This window comes from Streptomyces sp. NPDC006711 (genome assembly GCF_042869775.1).
Lineage (GTDB): Bacteria > Actinomycetota > Actinomycetes > Streptomycetales > Streptomycetaceae > Streptomyces.
In genome coordinates this window covers 405246-418149 of sequence record NZ_JBIAGO010000003.1, presented here as the reverse complement: position 1 = coordinate 418149, position 12904 = coordinate 405246, and the positions used below count along the sequence as shown (strand labels likewise).

The window sequence follows — 12904 nt, the reverse complement described above, 5'->3', positions numbered from 1 at the left end:
CCATGGCGAGGCAGACCGCTCCGCACACCGGCACGCCCCGCGCCGCGCCATCGGGACCGGACGCCCCGCACCGCCCCGTCGCGCCAGGAGCCGCGGCGAGCCTCGCCCGCTGCCGTGACCTGGTCGAGCCGGCGCTGCGCAAGGCCGTGCGCGGACTGCACCCCGTCCCGTGCCGCATCGCCTCGCACGCGTTCGGATGGTGCGAGCCGGACGGCACGCCCAGCGCCGGGGGCGGGGGCGGGGGCAAGGGAGTCAGGCCGGCGCTCGTGGTCCTCGCGGCGGAGGCGGTGGGCGCACGCGCGGAGGTGGCGGTCCCGGGGGCGGTGGCGATCGAACTGATCCACACCTTCTCCCTGATGCACGACGACATCATGGACGGAGACGGCCGCAGACGAAACCGCGACAGCGCCTGGAAGGCCTTCGGCACGGGACCCGCACTGCTTGCAGGGGACGCGCTGTTCGCCCTCGGGGTCCGTACGCTGGCCGAGGTCGGCGGCGCGCGCGGCGCAGAAGCCGTCCGTCAACTCACCGCCATGCTGGAGGAGTTGGTGCACGGGCAGGCCGACGACGAGGCGTTCGAGACGCGGCCGTGGACCGGGCCGAACGCCGTGGGTCTGGGGGAGTACCGGGCCATGGCGGACCGCAAGACGGGCGCGCTGCTCGGCTGCGCCACGGCGCTCGGTCCTGTCCTCGCGGGCGCGCCGTCCCCGCTCACGGCGGCGCTCACCCGGGCCGGACGGCAGTGGGGCCTCGCCTTCCAGGCCATCGACGACGTGCTGGGGATCTGGGGCGAGCCGTCCGTCACCGGCAAGCCCGTCCACAGCGACCTGCGGCGCGCGAAGAAGACACTGCCCCTCCTCGGGGCGATGACCATGGACCCCGCGTTCGGCGCCCGCCTCGAACGGCTCATCGACGAGGGCGACTTGGCCGACGACGCGTGTCTGCGCCAGGTCGCCGACCTCGTCGAGAAGTCGGGCGGCCGGGCGTACGCCCTGCGCGAGGCCCGCGCCAGGGTGGCCGCGGCGCGCGAGCATCTGCGGGCCGTGCCGCTCGCGGCGGCCGCCGTGGACGAACTCCTCGCCCTGTCGCAGCTCTTCCTCGACCGCCGGGTGTGACCCCGCGCGCCGACGCGGTTACGACAGCGGCGCGGCGCCGGCCAGTGGACGCTCGGCGAGCGGAGGCTCGGTGAGCAGCAGGTCCGCGTGGTGACGGGCGGCGACCAGGGGATGGGCGCGCAGCTTGCCCTTGAGCTCATTGCGTCCGTACTCGGCGAACAGCGGGTTGGCCGGGTCGGCGGTCGCGCCGGGCGCGTGGGCCGCGTACGGGAAGACAAGCGGCTCGATCCGGGCGTCGAGGCGCGGGTTGTAGAAGAACGGCACCGAGAACCGCTCGGTGGCCCGGGGCGGGCTCACCACCCGGTGGTTGGTGGCGACGAGGTAGCCGTTGGTCGCCACTTCCAGCAGCTCGCCCAGGTTGACGACGAAGGCGCCGGGCAGCGGCGGCACGTCGTGGAAGCGGCCGTCCTCGCGCTGCACCTGGAGACCGCCCACCGTGTCCTGGTGGAGCAGGGTCAGGAAGCCGTAGTCCTTGTGGGCGCCCACGCCCTGCGCGGTGCCGTCCTCGGCGCTGCCGGGGTAGCGCACCAGCTTCAGATGCGGATGGGCCTGGTCGCCGAAGACGTCGTCGTAGAAGTCCTCGGGCGCCCCGATCGCCGCAAGCAGCTCGTGGAGCAGCTTCTCGGCGACCGCGCTGAGCCGGTCGATCCAGGTGAGCGCCGCGCTCCGCAGCTCGGGAAGGGCGCCGGGCCACTGGTTGGGACCTTGCAGCCACCAGTACGCGGGCTCCCCGGGAGCGGGTACGCGCGCGGGGCGCTCGGCGCCGATGTCGAGCTGGTCGCGCCAGTCGCGCGAACCGCCGGTCCGTTCGTCCCCGGTGCGGGTGTAGCCGCGGAAATGGGGCGAGTTGACGTTGTCGATGGCGAGCCGGTCCGCCTCCGGCAGCCGGAAGAACGCCCGCATCGTGTCATTGAGCGCGGCGGTCTCGGCGTCGGTGACGCCGTGCCCGACCAACTGGAAGAAGCCGACGCCGTGGGCGGCGCTGTGGAGCTGGGCGCGCAGCAGCCGTCGGGCCTCGGGGCCTCGGTCGGCGGCCGAGAGGTCGATGATGGGGAGCTGCGAGGTCGTCACGTACGACATGGGAGCCATCCGCTGGGATATGCCCCGGCCGGCGCGGGTGGGCGCGGTCACGGCTCCGCCGGGGTGGGGCGGGCGCCGTGGCAGGCAGGGGGAGGGTGAAGGAGGGGCCTGGGTCAGCGGTGAGCGCGACAGGCCATGCTCGTCACGCGGACGTAGTCCACGTGGCGGCGTCGAACGAGCGGAGGCATGTCGCCAGATTACTCCTGGGTGAACCGCGCGACGCTGTGAGCACGCTCACAAACGGAGGCCGCGTCCGAAACGCCGGGCCGCCGGTACCGTCCAGTGCGCGGGCGGGCGGGCGGCGGAGGGGCCGGCTGAGCTGTGCCGGTGCCAGGATCGTACGCAGGCGTCGCCCTCATGTGGGGCGCCCGACAGGAACAGGAAGGGGTCGCGCGGTGCCCGTCATGGCCGAGACCATCACCACCGTCCGGCTCGACCTCGTGCCGCTGCGCGTCGACCACGCCGAGGAGATGGCGGTCGTGCTGTCGGACCCGGCGCTGCACGCCTTCACCGGCGGCGCCCCGGACACCTCTGGGGCGCTGCGCGAGCGCTACCAACGCCTGGGCGCGGGATCCCCCGACCCGGCGGTGAGCTGGCTGAACTGGGTGATCCGGCTCCGCGACGAGGAGCACCTGGCCGGGACCGTGCAAGCCACGATCGGACAGTTCGACGACGGCGCTCGCGCCGAGATCGCGTGGGTGGTGGGGACGCCCTGGCAGGGCCGGGGTATCGCCACCGAAGCGGCCCGGGCGCTGGTGGCATGGCTCGGCCGGCAGGACGTACGGACGGTGATGGCCCACATCCACCCCGAGCACCACGCGTCCGCCGCCGTGGCCACCGCGTGCGGGCTCGCGCCGGGCGACGAGTGGCAGGACGGCGAGCGCCGGTGGCTGCGCCGCACGGGCTGACCGACCGACGCCCGGCGCCGACGCCCTTGCTCCGCAGGGGAGTTGGGGCGTCGCCGCCGGGTGGACCAGGCGGGAGAGGCGCCTGGCCCCGGCGGTCGCCGGGCCCCTCGAACGCGAGGAGTCCAACTGGGCCGGGGTCCGGCGCGGGGCGTCAGGTCTTGCGAGACCTGCTCATCAGCATGCCGCCCGCGACCAGGGAGAACAGGCACACGCACGCGCCTGTGATGACGTTGCTGAGGATGGCTCCGGTGCCGGCGCTACGTGCGACGACCCAGGGGGAGACGATCAGCCATGCGCCGAGGAGCAGGACCACGAAGTTCAGGTCCTGGGACCGTTCCGGGACCATCGACATGCACAGGCCCAGGACGGCCAGGGCTATGCCGACGACCAGGTTGCTGAGGGCCAGGGTCGGCTTGGCAGCCGAGAAGTGGACCGTCCAGCCGGAGATCGCGGCGTAAATGCCGGCGAGGATGACAAGTTCCTCGACGGCCGCGACCCCACGGGTTTCCATCACCCGTGCGTAGCGGTCCCGCATTTCCGACACATCGGGGTGCCCCGAGATATCACCAGGGCGGTGTGAGACGTCGGCCATCCGACTCGCCTCCTTCTGAAAACTCTGCACGTCTGGCCGCGCTGCGACACGATGTCGCCATCCCATTGTGCGCTTATCTGCCCTTTATGAGTAGTTGAGGAGCTGTGAGAGTTTTGCGGGCTTCGCAATGTAACTTTTCGCTTTCACAAGGTCACCTGATGTCACCCTGGCAAGGTTTCGGCCCAGAGACGCCCCGGCTACGCCCCATGGCCATGTCCCGGACACCGGGCAGGAATAGGACCGGGTCATGTCACCCACGACGACCCAACCGCCAGCCGAGACCCCGGCCCGTTTCTCCGACGTCAAGGGCTGGTTCTGGCCCGCCGATCAGCTGTTGTTCGACTGGTTCCTCACCCGGCAGGCCCAAACCCCGGGGCTGCGGGGTGACTTGCTCGAACTCGGCGCGTACCTGGGGAAGAGCGCCATCTTCCTCGGCGGATATCTGCGGCCCGGCGAGGAGTTCACGGTCTGCGACCTCTTCGACTCACCGGCGCCCGACGTCTCCAACAGCGCCGAGATGGACCGGTCCTACGCCACGCTCACCCGTCGCGCGTTCGAGGCGAACTACCTCGCCTTCCACCCCGAACTGCCCACCGTCGTGCAGGCGCCGACATCGGTCATCGGCTCGCGTCTGACGGCGGGCAGCTGCCGCTTCATCCACGTCGACGCCTCGCACCTGTACGAGCACGTGCACGCGGACGTGGCGGCGGCGCGAAAGCTCGCCGCCCGCGACGCGATCGTGGCCTTCGACGACTTCCGGGCCGAGCACTGCCCCGGCGTCGCGGCGGCGGTCTGGGGCGCGGTCGCGACCATGGAGTTGAAGCTCGTCTGCATCACCGCCACGAAGGCGTACGGCACCTGGGGCGACCCCGGGCCGGTGCGGGAGGAGCTTGTGGAGTGGCTGGCTACGCGAGCGGACCTGTGGCACGGGGTGGAGGAGGTGGCAGGCGCGCCGCTGATCCGGATCGGCGGCAAGAACGCCAAGGCCCCCACTCCGCCGCAGCCGCTGCGCCCGGCGCAGGCCGGGGTGCCGGACGCGTCCGAAGCGACGGGGGTGCCCGGGACGCCGGAGGTGGCCCGGCCCGCCCGTCCGGCGACGGGGCGCGCGGGGCGGGGTCTGCTCGGCCGTGTGCTCGGTGGCCGCGACCGGGGCTGAGAAAACGGCGGCCCCGGCGCCCGGACGGTGCGATCCCGCGAACCGTCCCGGAGCGCCGGGGCCGGGGTGCCCCTCAACTGCCGTGCTGCGCCAGTGTGTTGGCGTTGTGCGGCGCGGCGGCTCGGTGCCGCCGCGTCCCGCTCGGCGTGCTCACCTCACCGGCGGCAGGAGCTGCTGGATGCCGGAGCCGAGGTGGGCCGAGTGGTTCACCACCACGCCCACCCCCTGCTCCTGCCCGAACAAGTCCGTCCACGACCCGAAGAACAGGAACGAGTTGTTGGTCGCGAGCCCGACCGCCGCGAACACCAGCACCTGCGTGGCCACCAGCAGGCCCAGCCGGCCAAGGAACGTCTTCCAGTTCTGACGGGCCAGGCGCGGCCACAGCCAGATGGTGACGACGAACATCACCACGGCGCAGAGCACGGTCAGTACCAGCACCTTGTTACTCGTGAGACCCATCGGTCGATAAAACTCTCTGCCAGAAGATCATCCGGGGCGTCCCGGAGGGCACCACTCGGGGGTGCTCAGGAGAGTAGACAGTGATGTCGGCCGATCCGTTCCCGTGTCGGCGCGGCAGCCTGCGGAAGCTTCGAGGTCACAGCTCCCGGACGAAGCGGAGTCCCGGGCGCCCGTCCAGTTCGATCTCGCCGACGGGGGTGAATCCGGTGCGGGCCAGGACGGCGAGCGAGGCGGCGTTGCCGAGGGTGGCCCGGGCGCACAGCCCGGTGAGCCCGTACCGCGTGGCGGCGAGCACGCAGATCTGCCGCACGGACGCCGTGGCCAGCCCCGCTCCGGTGGCACGCTCGGCGATCCGGTAGCCGAGGTCGGCCGAACCACCCTCCACGTCGACCAGGTTGACCCGCCCCAGGATGTCACCCTCGGGGTCCACCACCACGTGGAAGTAGCACGTGCCGGCCGCCTGCTCGGCCAGCAGGGCGCGGTGGCGGTCGGCGAAGTGGGCGAAGTAGGCATCTCCCCGGTCGGGGATCGAGGCGGCGAAGTACGCCCGGTTCTCCCGCTCGAAGGCCAGCAGCGCCGGGGCATGGTCGGCGCGCAGCAACTGGAGCTCAGTCATGCGCCCAGGTTAGGCACCGCCCTGGGCGCGGAGGCAGGCAGGGGCGGGTCACGCTTGCCGCGCCCCTCGGCGGCTGCTCTGATGGGTGGCCGTGACGGCAGCGAGTGCGACCGAGACGGTCGAAGCGGTATTCAGGATCGAGTCCGCGCGGATCATCGCGGGCGTCGCCCGCATCGTGCGGGACGTCGGCATCGCCGAGGAACTGGCGCAGGACGCGCTCGTCGCCGCCCTCGAACAGTGGCCCGAGGCGGGCGTGCCCGACCGGCCGGGCGCCTGGCTGATGACGACCGCCAAGCGCCGCGCGATCGACCTGGTGCGGCGCAAGGAGACGTACGCCCGCAAGCTGGCGGAGGTCGGGCGCGCGCTGGAGGACGTGCCGCCGCCGGATCCGGCGGACTTCGACGACCCGGACCGCATCGACGACGACCTGCTGCGGCTCATCTTCACGGCCTGCCACCCCGTCCTGTCGACGGAGGCGAGGATCGCGCTCACGTTGCGCCTGCTCGGCGGCCTGACCACCCAGGAGATCGCCCGCGCGTTCCTGGCGCCCGAGTCCACGGTCGCCCAGCGCGTCGTCCGGGCCAAACGGGCCCTCGCCAAGGCCGAGGTCCCCTTCGAGGTGCCCCACGGCGCCGACCGGGACGCCCGGCTGGCGTCCGTGCTCGAAGTCATCTACCTCATCTTCAACGAGGGGTACTCCGCCACGGCCGGTGACGATCTGGTGCGCCCCGCGCTCTGCGAGGACGCGTTGCGTCTGGCGCGCGTGCTCGCCGGCCTCCTGCCCAAGGAGCCCGAAGTGCACGGTCTGGTCGCGCTGTTGGAGTTCCAGGCCTCCCGCATCCCGGCCCGCACGGGGCCCGACGGCGCGCCGGTGCTGCTCGCCGATCAGAACCGGGCCCGCTGGAACCGCCTGTTCATCCGGCGCGGCATCGAGGCGCTGCGGTACGCGGGCGACGGCCCCTACTCCGTGCAGGCGGCCATCGCCGCGTGCCACGCGCGGACGATGCGGTACGAGGACACCGACTGGGCCTCGATCGCCGTCCTGTACGCCCGCCTCAAGGCGCTGGTGCCGTCCCCCGTGGTCGAACTCAACCGTGCGGTCGCCGTGGCGATGTCCGAGGGCCCAGACGCCGGCCTCGCGCTCGTCGACGCCCTGGGGGACGAACCGGCCCTGAAGGGCTACCACTTGCTGCCGAGCGTACGGGGAGATCTGCTGGAGCGCCTGGGGCGCCCGGCCGAGGCACGCGCGGAGTTCGCGCGCGCGGCCTCACTGACCCGCAACGCCCGTGAACGGGAACACCTGGAGAGGCGCGCCGCGCGCCTCAGGGGCGACGATGAGAGTCAATGAGCCGCGTGTTCAGTGAGGCGCGTGTGTTGAGCGCGTCCACGTCGCTTCCCGTGACGTGCCGGTAGGTGTCGGTCATGCGGGCGATGGAACGGGCCGAACCCTGCTCGTTCCGGTTCATCGCCCGGGCCGCAAGCACCACGGCCGCCGTCGCCTCGCGCCGCCGCGCCTCATAGCGGCGAAGGGCGGACAGAGGATCGGCGGTGGTGGCCAGTTCGTGCGCGAGTACGCGGGCGTCGACCACCGACTGGGACGCGCCGTTGGCGCCCACCGGATACATCGGGTGCGCCGCGTCGCCCAGCAGGGTCACCCGGCCCTCGCCCCACGTGGCCAGCGGCTCCCGGTCCACCATCGGGTACTCCAGGATCCCGGCGCACCCGGTGAGCAGCCCGGGCACGTCGAGCCAGCCGAGCGACCAGTGTCCGACGTGGGGCAGGACGTCCGTGAGGCGGCCCGCGCTGTTCCAGTTCGCGCTCTCGCCGAGGGGGCCCGGTGCGGCCAGCCGCACCAGGGTGACCCAGTTGAGCCGTCCCCGGCCGATCGGATACGCGACGAACTGCGCCTCCCCCTCGCGCACGAGGGCTGTCGCGCCGCCGCTCAGGAAGGGGGCAGCCGGCGTCACGCCCCGCCACATCCGGATGCCCGACCACAGCAGGGGCCCCTCCTGCGGATGAAGGCGCCGGCGGACGGTGGAGTGCAGGCCGTCCGCGCCGACCAGTGCGGCGGCCCGGACCTCCTCCGTCGCCCCGCTCGCGCGGTTCAGGAACCGGGCGCGGACGCCGTGCCGGTCCTGCTCGAAGTCCTGGAGGCGCAGGCCGACGCGTACGGCGTCCGGGCCGAGCCGTTCGCGTACCGCCGCGAGAAGCAGGAGTTGCAGTTCACCCCGGTGGACGGCGTACTGGGGCCATCGGTATCCCAGGGCCAACCCCCTTGGTTCGGTGAAGAGTTGGCGGCCTGTGGTATCGCTGTAGACGTTCTCGTTCATGGGCACGCCGATGGCGGCGAGCTCATCGCCAAGGCCCAGCTCGGTCAGTTCCCGCACGGCGTGCGGCAGCAGATTGATGCCGACTCCCAGGGGGCGTATCTCCTGGGCGCTCTCCCGCACCAGCGCGTCGATGCCTGCGGCGTGCAGGCTCAGCGCGGCCGTGAGGCCTCCGATGCCCGCTCCGGCTATCAGTACCGTCATGATCGGCTCCCTTTCCTCGGGCTCCACCCTGCGATGCCCGAAGACGGAAGTCCACGACACGTATCCCGATCTGTCCTGTCTTGCCACCCGCGAGCGGCGGCTGTGGCCCCCGCGCGCCATCGGCCACCGAGCCCGACGCGGCGGCGTCCGGGCGTTCCGTCCCTTGTCCGGAACTCAACTACCTTTCAGTCGCGCGCCGTTCGCCTCGCGGCCACCGCCACCGTCGCGTACCGCATCGTGAAACTGCCGCCCAGCGCGTCGACGGCGGCGCCCACCTTCCGCAGGATCGTGCCCAGTTGGGGCTCGGGAAGCCGGGTGAGCAGGCCGGTGGTGGGGAGTTGGTCGAGCAGTGCGTCGCGCGTGTGGACCGCCTCCCAGTCGAACCGCCACCGTTCGGGTTTCTCGAAAGCGCCCGCCCTGTCGATCCCTTCGGCGGTGGCGGTGAGGATCGCCCCGTACGGGTCATGGGTCCCCCGCGCCAGGGCCGTGGGATCGAACGGGGCGTCGGGCACCACGGTCCGGTACGCGGTGGCGAATGCCTGCGCCACCTGCGGCGGAAGCTGGAAGGCGTTCCAGAACGCGATCAGCGGGCCGCCGGGCCGCAGCACGCGCGCGGCCTTCGCGGCCCCCGCCACCGGGTCGATCCAGTGCCAGGACTGACCGGCGGTGACCGCGTCGAACCTGCGCCCGCCGGGCTCCCAGTCCTCCAGCCTCGCCACGTCCACCGTGATCCCGAACCGCCGGGCCACCTCCGCCATCCGCGCGTCGGGCTCGACGCCGAGCACCCGGCACCCGGCGTCCCGCAGCTGCCGGGCGGCGATTCCGGTGCCGCAGCCCGCGTCGAGGACGTCGGGGCCGGGAGCCAGGGCATGGACGCGGCGCAGCAGGGCGTCCGGATAGCGGGGCCGGGCGCGGTCGTAGCGTTCGGCGTCCGTCCCGAACGACTCGGCCATGCCACGGGCTCGATGAAGCTCCGAATCGGAGGGCTCGGATGGCATAGTGGGCATGTGCCCACTGTTGTGGGCGTGTGCCCACTCGTCAAGGGGCCGACAGAAACGGAGCACGGAGCGATGCCGACCGGTGTGGCCCTGCGCGACCCGCGCCAGCACCTCTTCGCCGCCGCCGAGCGGATCCTGCTGAGCGCCGGCGCCAACGCCCTGACCAGCCGGGCCGTCACCGCCGAGGCGGGGTGCGCCAAAGGTGTCCTGCACCGCCACTTCGCCGACTTCGACGACTTCCTCGCCGAGCTGGTCCTGGACCGGGTGGGCCGGCTCGAAGGCCTGGCCGCCACCCTGCGCGAGGCGGCCGGCGAGGGCGCCGTCACCGACCACCTCACCCACGCCCTGACGGAACTGTTCGGCCCGGTCGCCGTCGCGATCGTCGGGCTCGTCATATCCAGGGACGCCCTGCGGACCCGGCTGCGCCGGACCACGCCGCACGGCATCCCGCTCCTGACGGAGGCCACGGCCATGATCGCCGCCTATCTCGCCGAGGAGCGGAGGCTGGGCCGCATCGCGCCCGACGCCGACGTCGACGCCCTCGCGCCCACCCTGATCGGCGCCGGACACCTGCTGTTCGCCGACCGGGAGGGCCCGGCGCCGGACACCGGGGCCGTCCGCAGGACCGTGGCCGCCGTCGTCGGACGTGAAGTCCGGGGAAACGGACGGTAGTTACGCGGATTCGGCCCGACACGCACCACGAACGGAGCACACCGATGAGCCGTCACCTTCAAGTCACCTTCGACGCACACGACCCGGGGGCGCTTTCGCACTTCTGGCGCGAGGTCCTGGGCTATGTCCACCCCGGGCCGCCCGGCGTCGATCTGCCCGAGGGAGCCGACGCCCTGGCCGCGTGGGACGACTTCCTGGCGCAACTCGGCGTGCCGAAGGAGGAACGCGGCGCGAGGTCGGCCGTCGAGGACCCCGACGGGCACGGCCCACGCCTGTTCTTCCAGCGGGTGCCGGAGGGCAAGACGGCCAAGAACCGCGTCCACCTCGACGTCCGCGTGGCACCCGGGCTGTGGGGCGACGAGCGGATGGCGGTCCTGGAGGCCGAATGCGAGCGCCTGATCGCCCTGGGGGCGACGCGGGTACGCCGTCACGAGCCGGCCCCGCCGATGGAAAACGGCTTCATCGTGATGGCCGACCCCGAGGGCAACGAATTCTGCCTGGACTGAGATGACCGTCACCGCCCACAGAATGGCTCAACTCGTTCCCCGCGCACCGGATTTGATGGCGGTGGCGCCGGGGACAATGGCAACGGGCAATGCCGCCATGGGCCATGGGGCGGTGCACGGCATTCGACGCTCCAGAAAAGAGCGCCGCGCCCCCGACGCGGGGCGCGCGGCGCTGATCTGTTCCGGAAATTCGGCCCTCCCCACCGGAGGCCGACGCCAGTCAATCAGCGGCCGGGGACGCGACACCGCCCTCCCCGAGACCGCACCACTCTCAAGTGAGGACGTCCCCATGGGGAGCTTGGGCAGACGCGGCTTCATGACCGCGGCGGGATCATTCGCGACGATGACGGCGACGGGCACCCCCGGCCTCGCCACGGCGGACGCGGCCGACGCCGCGACCGCGACCGAGTACGTGGACGTACAACTGCTCAGCATCACCGACCTGCACGGTTATCTCCAGGCTCCGCCCACGAGTGACCAGGTCATCACGGGCGCGGGTGGAAAGAAGTTCACCGTCGGGGGAGTCCCCTATCTGGCCGCGCACCTCGAAGCGCTGCGCGCCGGACACACCAACTCCTTCTTCTTCGCGCAGGGCGATCTCTTCTCCGGCTGGTCCTTCGCGGCCGCGTCGCTAGCGGACGAGCCGACCATCGAGGCACTGAACGCCATGGGCCTGGATTTCTCCACGGCCGGGAACCACGAGTTCGACCGCACCCCCGGATTCCTGATCGACCACATGGAGAACGGGCACCCTTATGCGGGTGAAGGATGGACGAATTCCTTCCCCGACTCCACCGGAGGGCACTTCCCCGGCGCCGACTTCCGCTATTACAGCGCCAACATGCTCTGGGGCAGTTCCGGAAAGACCGTCCTCGCCCCGGTCAATGTGGAGTGGGTGCACGGCCCCCGCGGACAGCGGCTTCCCATCGGGTTCATCCATCTCACCGTGACCGGCACCGAATCCGCCACCACGAGTTTTCAGACGGCGCTGCGCATGCTGAACGAAGTGGAGACCGCCAACCGCTGCGCGGCGCTCCTCAAGTCGCAGGGAGTCAACGCCATCGTCTTGAGCATGCACGACGGAGCGGTGGCCGGGAGCGACTTCAACAGCGGGAGCGCGCCCTCGGGCCCGGCCTACGACCTCGCGCTCGCCGTGTCGTCAGACATCGACGCGATCGTCACCGGACACTGGCACTGCGCCTTCAACATGATGCTGCCCGACCCCTCGGGACAGCCCAGACCGTTCGTCGAGGCGGGCTGCCACGCGCAGATCCTCAACGAGATCAACCTGCGTCTCGACCCGACGACGGGAAAGGTGGTCCGGGCGCTGACCACCTCGACCAACCACCCCAACACCCACGATGTGACGCCCGATCCCGACCTCAAGGAGATCGCCGACTACTGGTCCGGATACGCCACCCGGCGCGGCGCCACCCGCATCGGGCGCCAGACCGCCTCGTTCACGCGGAGCCTGAACAGCACGGGCGAGAGCACGATGGGCAACCTCGTGGCCGACTGGGCGCTGTGGGCCGGAGGCCAGGCCCTTGATCCCTTCGACACGGGGAACATCTGGCCCAACGTCCCCGCCGACCTCGCGGTGATCGCCATCGCCCCCCGCATCGGGCCCTGCGTCATCAACGACGACCTGCTCTTCGACGCCGCAGCCCAAGGAGCCGTCGCCTACACCAAGGCGTTCAACGCGGTGGGCTACGGGGATCCCATCGTCACGGCCACCGTCACCGGCCAGTGCGTCCACGACGCTCTGGAACAGCAGTGGAAGATGAACGGAAGCGTGCTCACCTACGCCCCCTTCGCCGTGTCGCACAACGTGCGCTACACCTTCGACGCCTCGGGTCCTGTGGGCAACCGCGTCGCTCCGGCCGATGTCCTCATCGGCGGCCGTCCGCTCGACCCGCACGCCACCTACCGGCTCGCGACGACCGCGTACACCCTCCTCGGCGCGGACGACTACCCGGCGCTGCTCCATCACACCCAACCGGTGCGCCACACCCGCGACTTCGAGAGTTTCGTCGCCTATGTGCAGAGCCTGTCCGTCCTCACACCGGCCCCGCTCGGCCGGGTCACCGCCCGCGCGGCGGCCACCTCGCGCGGGGACCTCGCGCGCCCGCTTCCGCTGCCCACTCCGCGCGACGCGGACCGCACCCCCCGGGTGGCGTCCGCCGGCACGGACGGCGGCGGGGGACGCTGCTGAGCGGGCCCTCGCGCGCGCGGCGGTGACCAGCGCGTAAGGTCGCGTGCGGCGGTGTGGCA

Annotated in this window: 12 protein-coding genes and 1 pseudogene; 7 read left to right on the top strand and 6 right to left on the bottom strand. The window is 72.0% G+C overall.

What is annotated here, in order from left to right:
• The first annotated feature begins 2 nt into the window (after nt 1–2).
• A complete protein-coding gene (locus tag ACFYM2_RS09625; RefSeq protein ID WP_388834776.1) occupies nt 3–1115 on the top strand; it encodes a polyprenyl synthetase family protein in 1113 nt (370 codons plus the stop codon).
• Nucleotides 1116–1133: 18 nt separating this feature from the next.
• On the opposite strand, the gene ACFYM2_RS09620 is transcribed toward ACFYM2_RS09625, so the two are convergent.
• Nucleotides 1134–2195: an isopenicillin N synthase family dioxygenase gene (locus tag ACFYM2_RS09620; protein ID WP_388459357.1), complete on the bottom strand. Its 1062-nt coding sequence runs from the start codon at nt 2193–2195 to the stop codon at nt 1134–1136.
• 404 nt (nt 2196–2599) lie between these two features.
• On the opposite strand from ACFYM2_RS09620, the gene ACFYM2_RS09615 reads away from it, so the two are divergent.
• Complete coding sequence (locus tag ACFYM2_RS09615; RefSeq protein ID WP_388834774.1) at nt 2600–3103, top strand: GNAT family N-acetyltransferase; 504 nt, start codon at nt 2600–2602, stop codon at nt 3101–3103.
• Between the two features lie 151 nt (nt 3104–3254).
• Here the strand turns inward: ACFYM2_RS09615 and ACFYM2_RS09610 are convergent, their stop codons facing one another.
• Complete coding sequence (locus ACFYM2_RS09610) at nt 3255–3614, bottom strand: SPW repeat protein (protein WP_388459353.1); 360 nt, start codon at nt 3612–3614, stop codon at nt 3255–3257.
• A 328-nt stretch (nt 3615–3942) separates the two neighbouring features.
• Here ACFYM2_RS09610 and ACFYM2_RS09605 point away from each other — a divergent pair, with 328 nt between their 5' ends.
• Complete coding sequence (locus ACFYM2_RS09605) at nt 3943–4851, top strand: class I SAM-dependent methyltransferase (protein WP_388834772.1); 909 nt, start codon at nt 3943–3945, stop codon at nt 4849–4851.
• Nucleotides 4852–5046: 195 nt separating this feature from the next.
• Here the strand turns inward: ACFYM2_RS09605 and ACFYM2_RS09600 are convergent.
• Nucleotides 5047–5310: pseudogene (locus tag ACFYM2_RS09600) on the bottom strand (esterase); the annotation flags it as partial.
• Between the two features lie 136 nt (nt 5311–5446).
• Nucleotides 5447–5926: a GNAT family N-acetyltransferase gene (locus ACFYM2_RS09595; RefSeq protein WP_388834769.1), complete on the bottom strand. Its 480-nt coding sequence runs from the start codon at nt 5924–5926 to the stop codon at nt 5447–5449.
• A 91-nt stretch (nt 5927–6017) separates the two neighbouring features.
• Between ACFYM2_RS09595 and ACFYM2_RS09590 the strand changes: the two genes are divergently transcribed.
• On the top strand, nt 6018–7274 hold the full coding sequence (locus ACFYM2_RS09590) for an RNA polymerase sigma factor (protein ID WP_388834766.1): 1257 nt from the start codon (nt 6018–6020) through the stop codon (nt 7272–7274).
• On the opposite strand, the gene ACFYM2_RS09585 is transcribed toward ACFYM2_RS09590, so the two are convergent.
• The gene (locus ACFYM2_RS09585; protein ID WP_388834763.1) at nt 7249–8457 is read right to left on the bottom strand and encodes an FAD-dependent monooxygenase; all 1209 of its coding nucleotides are present in this window, start codon (nt 8455–8457) and stop codon (nt 7249–7251) included. The genes ACFYM2_RS09590 and ACFYM2_RS09585 overlap by 26 nt on opposite strands.
• Before the next feature lie 185 nt (nt 8458–8642).
• Nucleotides 8643–9464: a class I SAM-dependent methyltransferase gene (locus ACFYM2_RS09580; protein WP_388834760.1), complete on the bottom strand. Its 822-nt coding sequence runs from the start codon at nt 9462–9464 to the stop codon at nt 8643–8645.
• A 63-nt stretch (nt 9465–9527) separates the two neighbouring features.
• Between ACFYM2_RS09580 and ACFYM2_RS09575 the strand changes: the two genes are divergently transcribed.
• The 3 genes from ACFYM2_RS09575 (at nt 9528) to ACFYM2_RS09565 (ending at nt 12845) form a co-directional block, all read left to right on the top strand.
• Nucleotides 9528–10127: a TetR/AcrR family transcriptional regulator gene (locus tag ACFYM2_RS09575; RefSeq protein WP_388834757.1), complete on the top strand. Its 600-nt coding sequence runs from the start codon at nt 9528–9530 to the stop codon at nt 10125–10127.
• Between the two features lie 44 nt (nt 10128–10171).
• The gene (locus ACFYM2_RS09570) at nt 10172–10633 is read left to right on the top strand and encodes a VOC family protein (protein WP_359005392.1); all 462 of its coding nucleotides are present in this window, start codon (nt 10172–10174) and stop codon (nt 10631–10633) included.
• Between the two features lie 289 nt (nt 10634–10922).
• Complete coding sequence (locus ACFYM2_RS09565; RefSeq protein WP_388459342.1) at nt 10923–12845, top strand: bifunctional metallophosphatase/5'-nucleotidase; 1923 nt, start codon at nt 10923–10925, stop codon at nt 12843–12845.
• Nucleotides 12846–12904: the final 59 nt, after the last annotated feature.